Source organism: Kistimonas asteriae (assembly GCF_018263925.1).
GTDB lineage: Bacteria > Pseudomonadota > Gammaproteobacteria > Pseudomonadales > Endozoicomonadaceae > Kistimonas > Kistimonas asteriae.
Genome location: NZ_JAEVHF010000003.1, coordinates 104,688 through 124,454 on the forward strand (window position 1 = coordinate 104,688; position 19,767 = coordinate 124,454).

Here is a 19,767-nt window from a genome sequence, read left to right on the forward strand (position 1 = left end):
AACTTAATCGAACTTTATTCCGAGACGGTGACCGACCTCTTCATAGGCTTCAACCACGCCGCCCAGCCCCTGACGGAAACGATCCTTGTCCAGCTTCTTACGGGTTTCCTTATCCCAGAGACGGCAACCATCCGGCGTAAATTCATCACCCAGCACCACTTGGCCATCGTACAGACCGAACTCCAGCTTGTAGTCGACCAGCAGCAGACCGGCATCCAGGAACAACTGCTTCAGGACATCATTGACCTTGAACGTCAGCTCTTTCATGGTTTCCACATGCTGCGGCTCCGCCCAGCCAAACGAGCGGATGTGAAACTCATTGATCATGGGATCATGCAGTTCATCGTTTTTCAGGAAGAATTCAAAGGTTGGCGGATTCAGGTCAATACCCTCTTCCACACCCAGGCGCTTGCAGATACTGCCCGCGGCAATATTACGTACGACACATTCCACAGGCATCATATCCAGGCGCTTGACCAGTGATTCCTGGGAAGACAGCACCTTCTCAAAATGAGTGGCTATGCCAGCCTCTTCCAGCTTCTGCATAATAAAGGCATTAAACAGATTATTGACCATGCCCTTGCGATCCAGCTGATCCACTTTGACGCCATCAAAAGCTGACGTGTCATCTCTGAACAGCAGAACCATACGCTTGGGATCATCTGTCGTGTAAACAGACTTGGCCTTGCCGGAGTAAAGCTCCTCACGCTTTTCCATCATACTCTCCACACAGGTGAACGAACTCAACAGATTCAGGGAACAAGGAGACAATGAACCGGTTCATCAGACAGACTGAACCGGCCATATAAGCACAACCATTAACGCTGACAGGTGTCGAATCGACCATTAACTCAGATGCGACTTGATGGACTGCAGCACTTTTTCGGAAACGTCGACAGGCGGCAGGGTATTGAGATCCTTTTCCAGGGTTACCTGGACTTCATCTCCCAATGGAGAAATCCTGACGCGATAGGCTGTTTTGGGCGTTTCTTCATCTTCACTGTCATCGGCGCTACCACCAAAGAGGCCGCCAAAGAATCCTTTCTGATCATCCTTATCAGCCTTGTGTTCGCCCAACTCAATATAGAAGATGCCCGCAGACCGGTTCTGGTCAGTAACCGAAATTTTCGCCTCACTCAGGGCAACCGACACGGCCTGCCAACTACGGGCAAATGGCTGGCTGATTTTCAGCACAGGATTGCCATTACCATCGTAGATCAGGGCACTTTGATCACCAATGCTGAGATTCTGGGCCACTAGGGACACAGACTGATCATCCGCATTCTGCACCAGGAAGACCAGCATTTCATTCAGCAGACCTGCTTCAAGACTGGTGTTCTTACCAGATTCAGATTCACCATCACGCCAGACTGCCTTATCTTCACTGCCTAATGCACGGTTGGCATGCTGCAATCTGATCTCGCTGGTACCGGCACGAACCCCCTGACGCACCGTCAAACGGAAGCGGTCTTCCTGCGGTTCCGTACTGTCCATACCGACAACACGCCCAAACAGGCGCCGTACCAGATCCTTGCTGGTTTCATCACGCATCACAATCCACTGGGTTTCCATAACACCCTGTTTGGCGTCCGACGTGGAAAGCGGAATGTTGCTCACATCCCAGAAACGCACCAGCTGAGGCCAGATTTTTTCAGGACTCTTCTCAGCCAGTAACCATCGCTGATCACCACTGCGCTGAACGGAATAACCTTCATCGGCGGTGCGCATAATGCGCTGGTCCGGACGAGGCACCTCGCCACCGACCTTGCCGGACTCCGCGACCTGCTCCGGCACCCGAAGGTACTCCGGCATTTCCCGAGGATTCAACCCTTCAGGAAGCGTCAGCCGGCCATAGGTTTTCTCGGCCGCGTAATCCTCGGATTTATCGCGAAAATAGCCATCCTTACCGGTCAGGTAGCTGCAGCCACCCAACACGAGAGAGACTGCTGCCACCAGCGGCAACATCCTTACACTGTGCATGCACTCTCCTTGGATAAAACATTAACACCCGCTGCCTGCATGGCTTGGACAACGGCTTCATGGTGCTGTTCTGACAATGATGTTAACGGCAGACGGATTCCACCTTCCATCCGCCCCATTGCCTGCAGTGCCCATTTTACAGGAATCGGGTTGGACTCCAGAAACAGTGCTTTATGCAGCGGCAACAGACGCTGATGAATGGCACGCGCCTCATCCGCTTTGCCAGCAATTGCCAGGGCACACAATTCGTGCATGTCTGCTGGCACCACATTGGCTGTAACAGAAATATTGCCCTTACCACCCAGCAGCATCAGCTCCACGGCGGTACCATCATCACCGGAGTAAACCGCGATACGATCGGCGCAGCGGGCAATAATGTCACGCGCCCGCTCCAGGTCGCCGGTGGCTTCCTTGATGGCAACAATATTCGTCAGATCAGACAGACGCTCTACCGTAGCAGGCAGCATATCGACGGCGGTACGGCCCGGCACATTGTAGAGAATCTGGGGAATCGCGACGGATTCCGCCACGGTACGAAAATGTCGGTAAAGGCCTTCCTGGGTCGGCTTGTTATAGTAGGGCGTTACCAGCAGACAGGCATCAGCGCCCAGCGCCTTGGCTTCCGCGGTCAGATGCACCGCTTCCTGGGTTGAATTGGCGCCCGTACCGGCAATCACGGGAATACGTCCCTTGACCTGCGCTACGACATCGCGAATGACCTGGCAATGCTCTTCCACGGTCAGCGTCGCCGATTCACCAGTAGTGCCCACGGCCACAATAGCGTCAGTGCCATTATCCAGATGGAAGTCGACCAGATCGTGCAGACGCTGCCAGTCCACTTCCCCATCGGACAACATGGGGGTGACCAGCGCAACAAGACTGCCGGTTATCATCGATACACTCCAGTAGCCATAAAAATAAGCGCAAATGTTACCGGCCATGCCGGTATATCACAAGCTGCGTAACCATTCTTACCGATAGAAAATCGCAACGATATTCACTGCTACGCGCCTCTGCCGATAAAAAGCATAGATCAGGACGCCGGCATCGGGCCAAAACCGGGAGGATAACCCTGAAACCGTGGTCCATACTTCTGGCCCCATAAACCAGAATCAGATTAACGCAGGTAAGGACATAGCATGAAGGCGAGCATCGGCAAACCCACTCCCGATTTCACCGCCCAGGCCACCAGTGGCAACAAGGTCGATCTTTCCGCACTCAAGGGTCAGAACATCGTTCTCTATTTCTATCCCAAAGACAACACCCCTGGCTGCACCAGTGAAGGCCAGTCTTTCAAGACACTTCACCCTCAGTTCCAGGCAGCGAATACGCTGGTATTTGGTGTTTCCAGAGATAGCCTTGAATCCCACGAACTCTTTAAAGACCAGTATCAGCTGCCATTCGAGCTCATTGCCGACACAGAAGGACTGTTGTGTGAGCTATTCGACGTTCTACGTGCTCGCAGAGCGGACCTGGACACACCCATGGTTGAGCGCAGCACATTCCTGATTGATCGGGAAGGCATCCTTCAGCACGAATGGCGTCGGGTACATATCAAGCAACATGTCGAAGACGTACTGCAGGCCGCCCAGGCATTATCCGATTTAATTGAACCAGCCGTCAGGCCGGATACCGAAGAGGAATAAGACACAAACGCAGCCTGTTCCGGGAAGCAAAGATCACCTCGCTTCCCGGCTCTCTCAAACATCGACAGCAGCAGACTCTTCTCCACCAGGCCAGGCATTGATCACCGCTTTGACCAACGTCGCCAGAGGAATCGCAAAGAAAACACCCCAGAATCCCCAAAGCCCGCCAAACAATAGTACCGCCACAATAATCGCTATCGGATGGAGATTCACCGCTTCACTGAACAGCAAGGGTACCAACACATTACCATCCAGCGCCTGAATTACACCGTAGACGACCATCAGAATGATAAAGTCATGCCCCATGCCCCATTGAAAGAGGCCCACAGCAGCCACAGGAATCGTGACAATAGCAGCACCGATATACGGAATAAGCACCGAAAGTCCAACCAGCAATCCCAGCAACGCGGCATAGTTCAGTCCGAGAAAAATAAACGAGACAAACGTCACCAAGCCAACAATGACAATTTCAATCACCTTGCCCCGGATATAATTGGCAATCTGCTGACTCATTTCCTCCGAAACCTGCTTGAGCATCCTTCGCTCTTTCGGCAGCATGGATGAGCACCACGCCAGCAACTCCTTACGATCCTTAAGAAAGAAGAAGACCAGGATCGGCACCAGCACCAGGTAAATCAGCAGCCCCACTACCCCGGATATCCGTGACAGGGAAAATGAAACAATCCACTGCCCCAGGTTGGCCACCTGGCTGCTGGCCGTTTCCATCCAGGCATTGACCTGGGCTTCCGAGACAAAGCCCGGAAATTTTTCCGGCAACTCACTGAGCAGCAAATGCCCCCGCGTCACCATCCGTGGCAACTCATTGAGCAGGTTGACCCCCTGATCCCAGACCAAAGGCAACAGCAGCAACAGCACGACCATCAGCATGGCCAAAAACAGGGCAAACACCAGCGACACCGACACCATATGGGGCACGCTACGCCGCTCCAGCCAACTGACCATCCCCTGCAGCACAAACGCCAGAACCATACTGGCAAAGACAGGCGCCAACATACTGCCAAAGGCCATGATAATACCCATGGCCAGGAGCAGAAGAACAAACAGCATCACTGCTTCATCATCGGAAAAATAACGCTGCATCCAGCCACGAAAAAGTCTGAACATTGCTGTTTTATCCATGTTTTTTCAGTGTGTGGACAAACACACCCTCACACTCATCACTCGCAACAAGGCTATGCCCTGCCAGTTCAGCATAACTGCGAAAATCCCTTACTGAACCCGGGTCAGTCGCCAACACCCTGAGCACCTGACCTGCCGCCATCCGACTCAAAGCCTGCTTGGCTTTGAGCAATGGCATCGGACAGGCCATCCCCCTGACATCCAATTCAACATCTATGTCTGACATACCACCCGCACAACCCTGAAAACAACGGCAAACTCCATGCCCGAACACCACCGGTTACTGATACATTTCGGCAAACCCGCCATGAACGGTAAAAATCACGGAATTATTAATGAAAGACCCAATTCATCATAGTATCTTATGGACAAAGAAAATGCCCTCGCCATTCACCACAAACCAATAAGCTGTTTGCTAATGCGAAAAATCGCCCATTTTCTCTCCACCATCAGCCTGCTGCTGGTGTTGACCAACACCGCGCAGGGCACCTCAGAACTGCCAACCCTTGGCGATGCAACGTCCGGCGTTGTTTCAGCCCAGCAAGAGCATGAGTTGGGCCAGGTTTTCCTGAAGATGATCAACAGCCAGGTCAAAACCCTGAATGATCCGGAACTGACCAGCTATACCGAAGCACTGATCTATCGCCTGGCAGAAACCAGTGAACTGAAGGACAGGCGCATTTCTCTGGTCATCATAGACAGCCCGCAGCTAAATGCATTCGCCGCACCCGGTGGCATTATCGGCATTAATGCCGGCCTGTTCCTGTATGCAGAAAGCGAACAGGAATTTGTCTCCGTTGTGGCACACGAACTCGCCCACCTGAGCCAACGACACTACGCCCGCCAGGTCGAGGCTGCACAGCGTCAGCGCATACCCTCCATGGCCGCCCTGCTCGGCAGCATTATTCTGGCCGCAGCCGGAGGAGGCGATCTTGGCGCCGCAGCATTGAGCTCGACTATTGCCGGCATGCAAAGCGAACAACTGCGATTCAGCCGATACAATGAACAGGAAGCTGACCGGGTGGGTATCCGCAACATGGCCCGCGCCGGTTTTGATCCCCGGGCCATGCCCAGGCTGTTTGAACGCATGAGCCGCATGGAAGGCAGCGGCCCACAGATGGAATTCCTGCGCACCCACCCGGTCTCCCGAAACCGTGTTGCCGACTCCCTCGGCCGTGCGGAGCAATACCCGGTTCGTAATTACCAGGACAATCCGTCCTACCATCTGATGCGTATGCGGGTGATTGTCGAATCATCCAGTTCGCCGGAGAATACGGCGCGACGCCTTGCCGCCGACCTTGAAACCGGCCATACCAGTTACCCCAATGCGACGCGCTATGGCCTGGCACTGGCACAACTGGAAAGTGGCGATACAGCAAAAGCGGCCAACACACTCAAACCCCTGCTAGCCAGCACACCGGACAATGTGTATTACCGTATTCTGGACAATCGCATTCGTTTTACCCAAGGAGAGCACAAGGAAGCCCTTGCCAACATCAAGGATATGCTGCGTTTCACCCCCGACAACCTGCCTCTCACGATGGCCTATGCAGATATGCTGTTTCAGGATAAACAGTACGCAGCAGCCACCCGCACACTCAAAACGTTTTCCCGCACACGTCCGGACGATCCGGAAATCTGGTACCAGCTGGCTGAGGCTGCAGGCAAAGCCGGTGATATTGAAGAAGTCCACAAGGCAAGGGCAGAGTTCTTTTTCCTGACAGGCAACTTTGATGACGCCATCAAACACCTGGAGTATGCCGCCGACTTACCCAGCACACCGTTCAGCACCAAAACTGCCCTGAAAGAGCGCGTCATCGAGATTCAGGAATATAAAAAGCGGATGAAACTGTAAATACAAATGCACTAAACAAAAAAACCGGCCTGAGTCGCCGGTTTTTTTTATTCAACTCCGTGAAAGCATCACGATGCCGTAAATGCCAACATTCGATCCAGTGGCAGCAACGCTTTTTCCCTGATGAGCGGATCCACATGAATCTCACTGTCGCCATGCTCCAGTGCACCAGCAATCAACTCAAGACTATTCATTGCCATCCATGGGCAATGTGCACAACTGCGACAAGTAGCGCCATTACCGGCAGTAGGTGCCTCTATAAATTCTTTCCCATCACCGGCCAATTGCTTCATCTTGTAAAAAATACCGCGATCAGTCGCAACAATGAAAACAGGGTTGTTCATAGCTTGTGCCGCCTTGATCAGCTGCGTGGTAGAACCCACCGCATCCGCCAACGCCACGACAGATTCCGGTGATTCCGGATGCACCAGCACCGCAGCATCAGGATAGACCTGCTTGAGATCAAGAATCCCCTTCGCCTTGAACTCCTCATGCACAATGCAGGCACCATCCCAAAGCAACATATCAGCACCGGTCGCCTTTTCGACATAACGGCCGAGGTAACGATCCGGCGCCCAGATCAGTTTTTCTCCCTCACCCGCAAGGTGCTCAACAATATCAATGGCACAGCTGGAGGTGACCACCCAGTCAGCCCTGGCCTTTACCGCCGCTGAAGTGTTGGCGTAAACAACCACCTTTCGATCAGGGTGCTGATCACAAAAACGGGTAAATTCATCCGCCGGACACCCCAGATCCAGTGAGCAGGTCGCTTCCAGCGTCGGCATCAACACGCGCTTCTCAGGATTCAGGATTTTGGCCGTTTCCCCCATAAACCGAACACCAGCCACAACCAGCGTTGACGCCGGATGTCGAGTGCCAAAGCGGGCCATTTCCAGGGAATCTGCAATGCAGCCACCCGTCTCTTCGGCCAGCTCCTGCACTAGATCATCGGTATAATAGTGCGCAACCAATACGGCGTTCTTCTGTTTGAGCAAGGCCTTGATTCGCGCCTTCAACGCCCCCTCATCAACCACGCCCTGACCAGAAGCAGGCGCTTCCGACAGGTATTGGCTGACAAATAATCTGTCTCTTGTTTGTGTCATCCGCTTATATGGCCTGTGGCACTTTCATATCTGTCATCGCTGCCCTGACAAACAGCCATTTACCTGTATACCAAGGCATACGGCCGCTGAAAAACAGGCAGCATTGGGGGACGCATGTTAGCACAGGGAGAGCAGGGATTTCATGCTGGCGAAGCGCCGAAGGAAATGGTGGGTCGTGTAGGATTCGAACCTACGACCAATTGGTTAAAAGCCAACTGCTCTACCAACTGAGCTAACGACCCGGCATAGAGGTGAGTAACAGACATTACTCTGACAAGAAGGTGGTGGGTCGTGTAGGATTCGAACCTACGACCAATTGGTTAAAAGCCAACTGCTCTACCAACTGAGCTAACGACCCGGAACAGAACGCAATCTTACGGATTACATCGACGACTACAAGTGTTAATTTCCACCATATGTCGATTTTTTGGTAAAAACGCACCAACATACTGCTGGATGCGTTTTTACTGGCTTACATAGGCTTGCTTTGCAGACTGCGCAGATAGACATCGGCCAACTTGGCCGCCGAACTCTGTGAATACTTGCTGATCACAGACTTGAGATACTTCTCGGACTGCGCCTTGTCGCCCAACTGGTCAAATACACGCCCCAGTTTGTACATAGCATCCGGCGACTTACCACTTTTAGGGTAATCCTTCAGCACCGTTTCGAATGCACCTTTGGACTGCTCAAGCTTACCTTGTGCGAGGTATACCTCTCCGAGCCAGTACTGGGCATTATCAGCATAAGTACCCGCAGGGAATCGACGAATATAATCGTTAAGCGCAACGATCGCCTCATCGAATTTGCGTGTACGAATCAGCTGGAAAGCTTCCTGGTAGACCGTCTGTTCCGACACAGAATCTGTCCCACCAGGTATGGCAGCTTCGGATGTGTTACCCGTCTCCGTCGGACGTGATGTCACTTGCGTGTCTGGCGCCGGACCGGATTTCGACAGCATCCCAATGCGACGATCCAGATCCAGATAGCGATCCCGGTTTTCCTGACTGAGGCGCTGAAGGGCATTCGCCTGCTCTTCAACTAGACCACGCAGCTGCAACACTTCCTGCTGGAGTGAACTGATCTGCTCAAGCAGCGCACCGGCCTGCCCCACAGGCGCAGTGGCACCAAGCACATGACTTTGTGTATTTGCCACAGGCAGTGTCAACGAAGACGGGTTCGAATCAACAACCGGCACGGGTGCAGCCAGCGCGGGCAGGCTGCACAGGCCAGTCATGATCACTGCTAGACGCAACTTGACCAATGACATGGCAACAATCAGAGTGAGCCGTTGGCTGAATCGATTTCAGCACGACGGTTTTTATTCCAGGCCGCATCAGTATGTGCAGGATCCAGCGGCTTTTCAAAACCGTAGCTGATGACCTCAACACGGTCAGATGTAATACCCTTCAGCATCAGGTAGTTCTTGACCGCATTGGCACGACGCTCACCCAGTGCCAGGTTATAGGTACGGGTACCACGCTCATCGGTATGGCCGCGGATGATCAGATTAACATTTTTGCCCGCTTCGGAGGTCAGGTAAGCGGCCTGCACATCCAGCGCCAGGTAGTCTTCCGGGCTCAGACGGTCACTGTCAAAATCGAAGTTATACACATCACGGGTGAGCATTTCGGTGATCTGCTCAGGGGTAGCCTGCACCTTGCCACTGTCGATCACAGCCTGAACCGCAGGATCAACGATAGGGGTGGTGACCACCTCAGTGACAGACTGATCGGTCTCACCCGCCATTTCCTGACCGGAAGAACTGCCACCCGAAGAAGCACAGCCAACGAGATAGGTTGCCATCAGAGCCGCAACAAGACCTTTGCCGATTTTGGCTAATTCCATCCTGAACTCCTGATCGTATTTCAATATGCAATGAATAAAAAAGTTGAACTAAGGTAACAGAGTTAGCCTGCACAGACCAGTCAGCGTAGCAATCCGTAAACACGTATTGCTACGTAACTTCAGGCCAGTGCACGAAACCTTTTCAAACCACTGACGAACACCCCACTCAACGCGTCCGAAAATGGGTATCACACTAGCGCATGTAGGGAGACCAGGCTGGCTCCCTGACATCCCCTTCCTTGGAGGGCAGACGGTAGCTCACCTGTCCATCCGCAGAAATAATGCCCAACACACCCTGCTGCCCATCCTGTGCAGAATAAATCAGCATCTTGCCGTTCGGTGCGACAGCAGGCGAATCCTCAAACGGCATGGAAGTCAGCGTACGCGTCCTGCCACTTTCGAGATCCAGTACCGCAATATTGTAATCCGATTGCCCTTTACCCTTATGCACCATAGCGATGGATTGACCGTCCGGGAACACCTTGGCCCGGGCATTAAACCGCCCTTCAAAGGTCAATCTGCGCGCATCCCCACCGGTTGCAGGGATCTGGTAAATCTGGGCAGAGCCACCGCGATTCGACGTAAACACCAGGCTTTTACCATCCGGCATCCAGGCAGGCTCGTTATCGATGGCAAAGTGACGTGTCACCTGGGTCAGTTTTTTCGTTGCCACATCCAGTGTATAGATATCCGGATTGCCCGACCGGGACAACACTAACGCCAGCCTGGTGCCATCCGGCGACCAGACCGGTGCACTGTTCAGGCCTTTGAAGCTGGTCATCTTCTGCCTCTCACCGGTAGCGAGCTCCTGGATATATATGGCAGGACGCCCGGTTTCAAAGGAAACATAAGCAATTTTTTTGCCATCCGGCGACCAGCTGGGCGCCAGAATCGGCTCACCGGAACGCAACACCGTCACCGCACGACGCCCATCCATATCGGCATAGACCAGCTGATAATCGGTTCGTTCCGCCGAAAAACGGTTGGCAATCACATAAAGGATCTTGGTGGAGAACACCCCACGAATACCGGCAATCTTCTCATAGACGGCATCGCTGATATTGTGCGCCACCGAACGCAGTTGCGTTTTCGAACCTTCCACTTCCCCTTTCAAGACCGGCATCTGACGCACAATATCAAAAAGCTGATAATTCACCCGATACCGGTCATCCGGAAGCGCCGATACCTGCCCGATCACCAGGTAGGTCACACCGAGCATATTCCAGTCGCGAAAATAGACTTCGTCTGCCGTCGCGGGAAAACTCAGGAAATTATTACGATCCACCGGCATGAACTGACCACTGAGCTTCAGGTCATTGGTAATAATGCCGGAAATATCTTCAGGCAGGATACCCTTGCCATTCCAGGCAAACGGCACGACAGCAACGGGAACCGCCTGATCATTTCCCTGGGTGATTTCAATGGTGAGGTCAGCCTGCGCCTGCTGCAGGCACAAGACCAGCATGAGCACTACCTGAATCACACCAGAACGCAACCTGTCCATCACAACTTGAGCCATTCTCATTCCAGCAAATCCTGCGGATCGAAATAGAAATTAAACGCCCGGAAGTGACTTTCAAACAGCCGGCTTTCCAGCTGACCTAACTCCCGGAACGGCGCCGCTTTCTGGACAGCCCGAATGGCTGAATCATCGAAAGCCGGGTTACCGCTACCCTTTAATGTCTCAATACTGACAATTTCTCCGGTCGGCGTCAGCCTGACCCGAAGCTTGACCGTCATCCCTTGGCGCGCACTGGGGGGACGACTCCAGTTCTGTCGCACCAGCTGCTCAATCAGCGCCACATAGCCATTGACGACATTAGCATCGGTTTTCAGCTGTTCGGCGATCCGCTGCTGCTCTGCCTGATCCCGTTCCAGCGCCGCCAGCATTTCCTGCTCCTGCAGACGCTGGGCCTCTTCCGCTTTCCGGGCCGCCTCAGCCTCGCGCTGCTTCTCAGCCTCACGCTCGCGACGCTGCTGTTCCGCCAATGCCTTTTTCCGGTCCACGTCACTCTTGACCGGCTTCACTGGCACTTTTTTCTCGGGCTTCTTGACCGGTGTTTTCTTTTCCGGCTTTTTGACCGGCTTCTGCTTGGGCTTCTTCACCGGTTTTGGCTTCGGGGCAACGGGCTCAGGCGTTGGCACATAAACCTTCGCCATAATGTGCGCCGGTACTGGCCTGACCCGCTCCTCTGTCTTGCCCGGCCAGACGATCACCATCGCCACAACCGCTAAACCATGAAGCAACAGTGATGTCAGAACAGGAATTGTATAACCATCACTGACGCCACGACTACGAAGTTTCGATAACACATTCACGGCGTCAATTCAGCTCCCGGGGATCAGTCATCAACCCCACATCACTGACACCGGCGTCCTGCAAGCCAGCCATGGCCGCCACTACCTTGCCGTAACTGACACGCTCATCACCTTCAATCAGGACCAGCGTATCGGGCCGCGCCCGTTTGATCTTGGCTACCCGCTCACTGATCACCTTGAGTGGTAATGCTTTCTTACCGGTAGACTCCAGATTCAGATAGTAACTGCCATCCGCCTTGACGGAAACAATCAGCGGTTCCTTGCCCTTGGGCACTTCCATCGGTGCACTATCTGTTTTCGGCAGCTGCACCTTAATACCCTGCGACATCATGGGCGCCGCCACCATAAAAGCCACCAGCATCACCATCATGATGTCAATGAACGGCACCATGTTGATCTCGGACATGGGCTTGCGCCGGACACGGGTCCTCATGACGCCGCATCCTGCTGGTGCGCATGCACCTTACGGTGCAGAATACTGGAAAACTCGTCGGCAAAGGTTTCATAGCCAGCCAGCAGGTGATCGACCTTGGCCGAAAAACGGTTGTAAGCCACCACGGCCGGAATGGCCGCCACCAGACCCACCGCCGTCGTCACCAACGCTTCCGCAATACCGGGGGCCACTGCCGCCAGCGTCGTCTGGTGCACATTCGCCAGACCACGAAATGAATTCATAACCCCAACGACCGTTCCGAACAAACCCACATAGGGACCGGTAGAGCCTACAGTGGCAAGAAATGGCAAATTCGTCTCAAGGCGTTCCTGCTCTTTCGACAATGCCACCCGCATGGAGCGCTGCACCCCTTCCATTACCGCATCAGGGTCACTGGTCTGACCGCGCAGGCGAGTGAATTCGCGAAAGCCACTGCGGAAGATGCGTTCCGCACCATTATCCGGATCCGGATTATCATGAACTTCCCGATATAACTGACTCAAATCCATACCGGACCAGAAACGATCCTCAAACTGGCGTACCGCCTGGCGCGTATTACGCAACAAAATGGCGCGCTGAATAATAAACACCCAGCTTAAAATGGAAGCCCCAATCAGGATCACCATTACCAGCTGTACTACCCAGCTGGCATTCCATATCAGGGACCACATCGAAATACTTTCTGTCACAATCAATCCTCAGGGACAACACGGCCATCCAGATACTGCCTGCAGGCATCCGGCAGCGCCATTGGCTTCATACTTTCGGAATCAACGCAGGCGATGGTAAAACGCCCCGAACACAACTCGACACCTTCCAAACGCACCGACTGCTGGAACACCAGACTGGCTCTCCCCGCCTTAATGACATTAGCCGTCACCTCAACAAGATCATCCAGCCTTGCGGAGCGCCGGTAGTTGATCTGGGCATCCCGCACAACAAACATGAACCCATGTTCAAGCAACGCCCGTTGACCAAACCCCAGACTGCGAAGCCGTTCCGTGCGGGCCCGCTCCATAAACTTCAGGTAATTGACATAATAAACAATGCCGCCAGCATCCGTATCTTCATAAAAGATACGAACAGGCAGGGAAAAATCGGGTTCATTACCGGACATCGCGCTTACCAAAACAACCTGTCTGCAAGCGATGTTTATATCACGACATTCTGATCCCTGCTATCACGGTGTGACAAGCGGTACGGTGATACATCACGAAAAAAAGAAAACGACTCCAGAGAGCCGTTTTCTTTTTTATCGTTACCCGTTATTGATACTGACTAGTGTCTTTGACTACACGAGAGGTGCTTCCCTGGCCATAAATAGTGACCTTATCACCCACCCGGAACACCATGGCGGGATCAACCTGCTGAACCACTGCCACATAGTTACCATTAGCCAGCTGGATGGTCAGATTCACTCCCGCCTGCTTGGTCAGCTCATCTTCGGCCTTTCCGCCCAGGTAACCACCAAGCAGAGCACCACCAATACTCGCTATCGCACTACCCTTGCCTCCACCAATATCAGACGCAGCAATACCACCCACTGCACCACCGGCAATGGCGCCAATCCCGGTATCAGTCCCTTCGAGCTGCACATTCTCAATACCGACGATCGTACCGAACTGAACCGTCTGCATCTGCCGGGCTTCACCACGGGAATATGTGGTAGAGGTCAAGTCGCTGGCACAGCCGACGAGCAACAGCACCATAATTCCAGCCATAACCAACTTAACTTTGTCGTACATTTGAACCACCTGTAACCTTAACCAGGTTCTATTACTTTCAGAGTGTCGACTATTGTGCCGCCTTAAACCTGAACAGGAACTTAACCACTATTCCGACGGATTGACGGAGAGACCAAAGTGCTCATAAGCGCGGCGGGTCAGCACACGCCCCCGCGGAGTACGCATGATATAGCCCTGCTGAATCAGGAAGGGCTCAAGCACATCTTCAATCGTATCCCGCTCCTCACTGATTGCGGCTGCAAGACTATCAACACCGACCGGCCCGCCATCAAACTTTTCAACCATGGCCTGCAGTAGACGGCGATCCATATGATCAAAGCCCGCACCATCCACATCCAGCATAATCAGGGCGGCATCTGCCACAGCCTGATCCACATGCCCGCTGCCTCGGACTTCGGCATAATCCCGCACCCGCCGCAATAGACGATTAGCAATCCGCGGCGTTCCCCGGGAACGCGCTGCCACTTCGCGCGCGCCATCCTCATCCATGGTCATGCCAAGGATGGCGGCAGAGCGGCTCACAATTTTGGTCAGATCTTCAACACTATAGAACTCAAGGCGCTGAACAATGCCAAAGCGATCACGCAACGGTGAGGTGAGCAACCCGGCCCGTGTTGTGGCCCCCACCAGCGTAAAGGGAGGCAGATCCAATTTGATGGAACGTGCGGCCGGCCCTTCTCCAATCATAATATCCAGCTGGTAATCTTCCATGGCTGGATAAAGCACCTCTTCCACGACCGGACTCAGACGATGAATCTCATCAACAAATAGAATGTCGTTAGGCTCAAGATTGGTCAGCATGGCTGCTAGGTCACCGGCTTTTTCCAAAACCGGGCCGGATGTCGTACGAAGCTGCACGCCCATTTCATTGGCCAAAATATTGGCCAGTGTCGTTTTCCCCAGCCCCGGCGGCCCAAAGATCAGCGTGTGATCCAGCGCTTCATTCCGTTGTCTCGCGGCACAGATAAAAATTCCCATCTGCTCACGCACTGCCGGCTGCCCGGTATAATCGGCCAACCGGGTCGGCCGTATGGCGCGATCAATACGTTCTTCCTGCGGAGTTCCATGGCCCGATATCAATCGGTCACTTTCAATCATCCAGCACCTGCTGATTCAATGGCTCTGACATAGGTCAGTTGATTGTGTGTTATCTGATTTTGACTGTAAATCCAGAGAGTCCGCAATGGTAACAGCGGCATTAATGACCACTCACATCATGGCCTTTAATGCACGACGAATCAGCTCTTCACTGGCCAAACCATCCTCTTTTACTGCACCAATGGCTTTGCTGGCATCCTGCTGGCGATAGCCCAATGAAACCAAGGCACTAATGGCATCCTGCACCGCCACACGATCCGAAGGAGTGTTCGACACCACCAGAGACGGTGAAGCAGCACCGGCTTCACTCAGTTCAGGTGCCCAGTCATCCAGCCGGTCGCGCATTTCGACGATCAGCCGCTCTGCGGTCTTTTTGCCAATACCCGGCAGGCGCGTCAACGTGGCACTGTCATCGTCATGCACACAACGAACAAACATATCGGATTCCATACCCGACAGAATCGCCAGCCCCAACTTCGGCCCTACACCGTTGACACGAATCAGTGTACGAAACAGCTGACGCTCCTTACGGTCGCCAAATCCATACAGCAACTGCGCATCCTCACGGACGACAAAGTGCGTATAGAGCGTTGCCTCCTGCCCCTCATCCGGCAATCGGTAGAAGGTCGTCATGGGCGCCTCTATTTCATAACCGACACCATTCACATCCAGCAATAACTGCGGCGGCCGCTTTTCAACCACAACACCCCTGAGACGACCAATCATGTCACATCCCACCTTTACAATGTTTCAATTCAGAATATCGCTTAACGTAGCCGACCATTACCCATGCGCACAGACCCTTTACTGGTCGCCATGCGAATCAGGCTCTGCTGTGTATGGGCATGACATAATGCTACAGCGAGGGCGTCGGCAGCGTCTGCCTGCGGCACCTTATTCAGTTTCAGCAAGGCCATCACCATATGCTGAACCTGCGCCTTGTCTGCAGAGCCTTTACCCACCACCGACTGCTTGACCTGACGGGCGGAATACTCGGAAACCGGGAGCCCCTGGTTAACCGCAGCCACAATTGCAGCCCCTCTGGCCTGCCCCAGCTTCAGCGCAGAATCTGCATTGCGTGACATAAAGACCTGCTCAATACCTACGGTCTGCGGCTGGTAAGCCTCGATCACCCGATGGATACCTTCATAGACTTGGTGCAACCTTTCCGGCAACTCACCCGGCTGGATCCGGATGCAACCAGAATCGATGTATTCAATCCGTGAGCCGACCTGGTTAATCAGACCGTAGCCGGTAATGCGGGAACCCGGATCAATTCCCAGAATAATTGCCATATCCCTGCCTGGAGACTCTTGCTAACCATACTCATAACACTGTACTTTTATACACCCCTCATGTGAAGTAAACATATCTGCTTATATAGCTTCCTGAAACACAAAGAGATGAAACACTCAAGCGCCCCCTGAAGCAATTAGTAATGAAAGATGCATCAGAACCACACACAGACCCAGCAAACCCGCTAAGGAAAACAGCGTTATCAAACCACTAAGAGAACACATCCCTCAGAGGAGAGAGACGCTATAAGTTCACCAGTGACAGAGTTGATTAATTAGTTATCGTTTGCTCATTAATCATTACAAACCATCATTCTGCGTAACGAAAAACTACAGGTAAATCAGATATGAAAGCGTATGCTGTTATCACACGTAGATTGAGCCATTTTGAAGATGAAAGAACTACTCACTCCGCTTTTAACGGTTACAGCTGTGGTTTTTTTGTTATTTTTCCTAATCATTGGCGTGAACATCTAACCCACACCGATTGGCAAATATTCTTTTTCTTTACTTACGCTGTCAGCCCACTCCTTGATATAGAGGGCATTCAGACGCCGACTATAGAGCCAGCATCTGAAACTTTCATTCAATGTGTATCAACCCAGCGCTTCCATGACATCATCCGGAATATCTGCATTGCTGTAGACATTCTGGACATCATCCAGGTCTTCCAGGCGATCAATCAACCTCATGATCTTTTCTGCACCGTCAGCATCCAGCGGTGACTGGGTGGTCGGCACCATCGCAACTTCACCATCAGCCGGCGTCATACCTGCAGCTTCCAGCGCATCCTTCACCTGCATGAATTCAGTCCAGTCCGTCGTAACTTCTACAGAACCATCATCATTAGCAATAACATCTTCCGCACCGGCTTCCAGCGCCGCTTCCATTAGCGCGTCTTCATCAACACCCGGCTCGAAGAAAATCTGCCCTTTCCGCTCAAACAGGTAAGCCACAGAACCATCCGTACCCAGATTGCCACCATGCTTGGAAAACGCATGACGCACTTCAGATACCGTCCGATTTCGGTTATCCGTCATACACTCAACAAGGATCGCAACACCACCTGGGCCGTAACCCTCGTAAGTGATCTCTTCCATGTTGTCATTGTCAGCACTGCCAGCACCACGAGCTATCGCACGATCAACCGTGTCACGGGTCATGTTGGCGCCCAGCGCCTTGTCGACCGCCGCACGCAGACGCGGGTTATCTTCCGGGTTGGGACCGCCAGCCTTGGCAGCCACGGTCAGCTCGCGGATCAGCTTGGTAAAGATCTTGCCACGCTTGGCATCCTGCGCCGCCTTGCGGTGCTTGATATTGGCCCATTTACTATGACCTGCCATAGGTCGAAACCTCACCCTTTAATGAATTATTGAAAACAGCTTGTCGTATAACGTGATGGCCGGCTACCTGCAGCCAGCAGGCAACCGGAGTCAGCTCAATCAATGACTGGTGGCGGAAGCAGGATCCCTGCGAATACGGATATTCAGGTCACGCAGCTGCTGCTCTTCCACAGTACCCGGCGCCTGGGTCATCTGACAGGCGGCTGACTGGGTTTTCGGGAAGGCAATGACTTCACGGATGGAATCCGCACCGGTCATCAGCATCACCAGACGATCCAGACCAAAGGCCAAACCACCGTGCGGCGGCGCACCAAACTTCAGGGCATCGAGCAGGAAGCCAAACTTCTCACGCTGCTCTTCTTCTCCGATACCCAGCACACGGAATACCACCTGCTGCATCGATTCATTGTGAATACGGACAGAACCACCCCCCAGCTCAACACCATTCAGCACCATATCGTAGGCGCGGGACAATGCGTCGGCCGGCGCAGCTTCCAGCTCTTCCGGTGTGCAGCTGGGCGCGGTAAAGGGGTGATGCAGCGCGGTCAGACCGCCCTTGCCATCTTCCTCGAACATCGGGAAGTCAACCACCCACATGGGCGCCCATTCACAGGTATACAGGTTCAGGTCTTCACCCAGCTTGCAGCGCAGTGCGCCAAGGGCTTCGCTAACCACTGTACCTTTGTCAGCACCGAAGAAGACGATATCGCCATTCTGCGCATCCAGGCGCTCCATGATCTTCATAGTCACGTCATCACCCAGGAACTTGATGATCGGCGACTGCAGACCTTCTTCTACACCCTTCTCAATGGCATTGACCTTGATCCAGGCCAATCCTTTCGCACCGTAGATGCCAACGTACTTGGTGTATTCATCAATCTGCTTACGGCTCAGGCTCGCGCCACCGGGTACTTTCAATGCCGTAACACGCCCCTTCGGATCGCTGGCCGGCCCTTTGAACACCTTGAAATCAACGGTTTCCATCAGGTCAGCGATGTCCACCAGCTCCAGCGGGATACGCAGGTCAGGCTTGTCGGAGCCAAAGCGACGCATGGCGTCGGCATAGGTCATGCGCGGGAACGCATCAAACTCGACATTCATCAGGTCACTGAACAGCTTGCGAACCATACCTTCAGTCAGACCCATAATCTCTTCTTCCCCAAGGAAAGAAGTTTCGATATCGATCTGGGTAAATTCTGGCTGACGATCCGCACGCAGGTCTTCGTCACGGAAGCACTTGGCAACCTGGTAGTAACGATCGAAACCGGACACCATCAGCAACTGCTTGAACAGCTGGGGGGACTGCGGCAGGGCAAAGAATTCACCCTGATGAGTACGGCTCGGCACCAGGTAGTCACGGGCACCTTCAGGGGTAGCGCGAGTCAGGATCGGGGTTTCGATATCGAGAAAGCCGTTGCCGTCCAGGTAGTTACGGATAGCGCTGGTCACCTTGGAGCGGAACACCAGCTTCTGCTGCATATCCGGACGGCGCAGATCCACATAGCGGTACTTCAGGCGGATATCTTCACCCACGTCGGTGTACTCGTCCAGCTGGAACGGCGGGGTCAACGCGCTGTTCAGGATTTCCAGCTGCTTGCCCAGCACCTCAATCTCACCGGTCTTCATGTTCGGGTTGACGGTACCTTCCGGACGCAGGCGGACTTTACCGGTCACCTTCAGGACAAACTCACTACGGGCGCGGTCTGCCAGGGCAAAGGCGTCCACAGTATCGGGGTCAAACACCACCTGGGCAATCCCTTCCCGATCACGCAGATCCAGGAAAATGACACCGCCATGGTCACGGCGGCGATGGACCCATCCACACAGTGTGACTTCCTGCCCCTCATGGGAGGCGTTCAGATCGCCGCAATAATGGCTGCGCATACTCAAACCTCAGTCTTCAAATCGTTATCTGGCCTGTCCATGATGGACAGGTGTGCAATGCTCTCACCGACAATGGAC

General features: G+C 53.5%; 21 protein-coding genes and 2 tRNA genes. 2 read left to right on the forward strand and 21 right to left on the reverse strand.

Going from position 1 to position 19,767, the window contains the following annotated elements; genetic code table 11:
- Positions 1-3: 3 nt before the first annotated feature.
- The 3 genes from purC to dapA form a co-directional block, all read right to left on the reverse strand.
- Positions 4-717, reverse strand: coding sequence for a phosphoribosylaminoimidazolesuccinocarboxamide synthase (gene purC / locus KHS78_RS04850; RefSeq protein WP_211825701.1), 714 nt, complete (start codon positions 715-717; stop codon positions 4-6).
- 129 nt (positions 718-846) lie between these two features.
- Positions 847-1,980, reverse strand: a complete 1,134-nt coding sequence (gene bamC, locus KHS78_RS04855) for an outer membrane protein assembly factor BamC (RefSeq protein WP_211825703.1) — start codon at positions 1,978-1,980, stop codon at positions 847-849.
- Positions 1,968-2,873 carry a 4-hydroxy-tetrahydrodipicolinate synthase gene (dapA, locus tag KHS78_RS04860; protein ID WP_211825705.1) on the reverse strand — a complete coding sequence of 302 codons (906 nt, stop codon included), beginning with the start codon at positions 2,871-2,873 and terminating at the stop codon, positions 1,968-1,970. The genes bamC and dapA overlap by 13 nt, the downstream gene beginning before the upstream one ends.
- Positions 2,874-3,119: 246 nt before the next feature.
- Here dapA and KHS78_RS04865 point away from each other — a divergent pair, with 246 nt between their 5' ends.
- Positions 3,120-3,626 carry a peroxiredoxin gene (locus KHS78_RS04865; RefSeq protein WP_211825706.1) on the forward strand — a complete coding sequence of 169 codons (507 nt, stop codon included), beginning with the start codon at positions 3,120-3,122 and terminating at the stop codon, positions 3,624-3,626.
- A gap of 54 nt (positions 3,627-3,680) precedes the next feature.
- Here KHS78_RS04865 and KHS78_RS04870 read toward each other — a convergent pair whose 3' ends face one another.
- Positions 3,681-4,751, reverse strand: coding sequence for an AI-2E family transporter (locus KHS78_RS04870; protein ID WP_211825708.1), 1,071 nt, complete (start codon positions 4,749-4,751; stop codon positions 3,681-3,683).
- 7 nt (positions 4,752-4,758) lie between these two features.
- Positions 4,759-4,992 (reverse strand): sulfurtransferase TusA family protein, encoded by a 234-nt coding sequence (locus KHS78_RS04875; protein WP_211825711.1) that lies wholly within the window; start codon positions 4,990-4,992, stop codon positions 4,759-4,761.
- Between the two features lie 192 nt (positions 4,993-5,184).
- Between KHS78_RS04875 and KHS78_RS04880 the strand changes: the two genes are divergently transcribed.
- Positions 5,185-6,621, forward strand: a complete 1,437-nt coding sequence (locus KHS78_RS04880; RefSeq protein WP_211825713.1) for a M48 family metalloprotease — start codon at positions 5,185-5,187, stop codon at positions 6,619-6,621.
- Between the two features lie 68 nt (positions 6,622-6,689).
- Here KHS78_RS04880 and nadA read toward each other — a convergent pair whose 3' ends face one another.
- The 16 genes from nadA to aspS all read right to left on the reverse strand — a co-directional run bounded on the left by nadA (position 6,690) and on the right by aspS (position 19,689).
- The gene (gene nadA / locus KHS78_RS04885; RefSeq protein ID WP_211825714.1) at positions 6,690-7,724 is read right to left on the reverse strand and encodes a quinolinate synthase NadA; all 1,035 of its coding nucleotides are present in this window, start codon (positions 7,722-7,724) and stop codon (positions 6,690-6,692) included.
- 166 nt (positions 7,725-7,890) lie between these two features.
- Positions 7,891-7,966, reverse strand: a tRNA-Lys gene (locus KHS78_RS04890).
- 40 nt (positions 7,967-8,006) lie between these two features.
- Positions 8,007-8,082: transfer RNA gene (locus KHS78_RS04895), tRNA-Lys, on the reverse strand.
- 114 nt (positions 8,083-8,196) lie between these two features.
- Positions 8,197-8,961 (reverse strand): tol-pal system protein YbgF, encoded by a 765-nt coding sequence (gene ybgF / locus KHS78_RS04900; RefSeq protein ID WP_211825717.1) that lies wholly within the window; start codon positions 8,959-8,961, stop codon positions 8,197-8,199.
- 41 nt (positions 8,962-9,002) lie between these two features.
- Positions 9,003-9,572, reverse strand: coding sequence for an OmpA family protein (locus KHS78_RS04905; protein ID WP_211825719.1), 570 nt, complete (start codon positions 9,570-9,572; stop codon positions 9,003-9,005).
- A gap of 193 nt (positions 9,573-9,765) precedes the next feature.
- On the reverse strand, positions 9,766-11,097 hold the full coding sequence (gene tolB / locus KHS78_RS04910; RefSeq protein ID WP_343216871.1) for a Tol-Pal system beta propeller repeat protein TolB: 1,332 nt from the start codon (positions 11,095-11,097) through the stop codon (positions 9,766-9,768).
- Positions 11,094-11,891: a cell envelope integrity protein TolA gene (gene tolA, locus KHS78_RS04915; RefSeq protein WP_211825721.1), complete on the reverse strand. Its 798-nt coding sequence runs from the start codon at positions 11,889-11,891 to the stop codon at positions 11,094-11,096. Before tolA ends, tolB begins: the two co-directional genes overlap by 4 nt.
- A 4-nt stretch (positions 11,892-11,895) precedes the next feature.
- Positions 11,896-12,324, reverse strand: coding sequence for a protein TolR (gene tolR, locus KHS78_RS04920; protein WP_211825723.1), 429 nt, complete (start codon positions 12,322-12,324; stop codon positions 11,896-11,898).
- The gene (gene tolQ, locus KHS78_RS04925) at positions 12,321-13,013 is read right to left on the reverse strand and encodes a protein TolQ (RefSeq protein WP_211825725.1); all 693 of its coding nucleotides are present in this window, start codon (positions 13,011-13,013) and stop codon (positions 12,321-12,323) included. The genes tolR and tolQ overlap by 4 nt, the downstream gene beginning before the upstream one ends.
- A 2-nt stretch (positions 13,014-13,015) precedes the next feature.
- Positions 13,016-13,441, reverse strand: coding sequence for a tol-pal system-associated acyl-CoA thioesterase (ybgC, locus tag KHS78_RS04930; protein WP_281416991.1), 426 nt, complete (start codon positions 13,439-13,441; stop codon positions 13,016-13,018).
- A gap of 148 nt (positions 13,442-13,589) precedes the next feature.
- Positions 13,590-14,069, reverse strand: coding sequence for an outer membrane lipoprotein (locus KHS78_RS04935; RefSeq protein ID WP_246506121.1), 480 nt, complete (start codon positions 14,067-14,069; stop codon positions 13,590-13,592).
- 87 nt (positions 14,070-14,156) lie between these two features.
- Positions 14,157-15,167: a Holliday junction branch migration DNA helicase RuvB gene (gene ruvB, locus KHS78_RS04940; RefSeq protein ID WP_211825727.1), complete on the reverse strand. Its 1,011-nt coding sequence runs from the start codon at positions 15,165-15,167 to the stop codon at positions 14,157-14,159.
- A 111-nt stretch (positions 15,168-15,278) separates the two neighbouring features.
- Positions 15,279-15,893, reverse strand: a complete 615-nt coding sequence (ruvA, locus tag KHS78_RS04945; RefSeq protein ID WP_211825729.1) for a Holliday junction branch migration protein RuvA — start codon at positions 15,891-15,893, stop codon at positions 15,279-15,281.
- Positions 15,894-15,934: 41 nt separating this feature from the next.
- Positions 15,935-16,462, reverse strand: coding sequence for a crossover junction endodeoxyribonuclease RuvC (gene ruvC, locus KHS78_RS04950; RefSeq protein ID WP_211825731.1), 528 nt, complete (start codon positions 16,460-16,462; stop codon positions 15,935-15,937).
- A gap of 596 nt (positions 16,463-17,058) precedes the next feature.
- Complete coding sequence (locus KHS78_RS04955; protein WP_211825733.1) at positions 17,059-17,805, reverse strand: YebC/PmpR family DNA-binding transcriptional regulator; 747 nt, start codon at positions 17,803-17,805, stop codon at positions 17,059-17,061.
- Positions 17,806-17,904: 99 nt separating this feature from the next.
- Positions 17,905-19,689 carry an aspartate--tRNA ligase gene (gene aspS, locus KHS78_RS04960; RefSeq protein ID WP_211825735.1) on the reverse strand — a complete coding sequence of 595 codons (1,785 nt, stop codon included), beginning with the start codon at positions 19,687-19,689 and terminating at the stop codon, positions 17,905-17,907.
- Positions 19,690-19,767 lie beyond the last annotated feature (78 nt).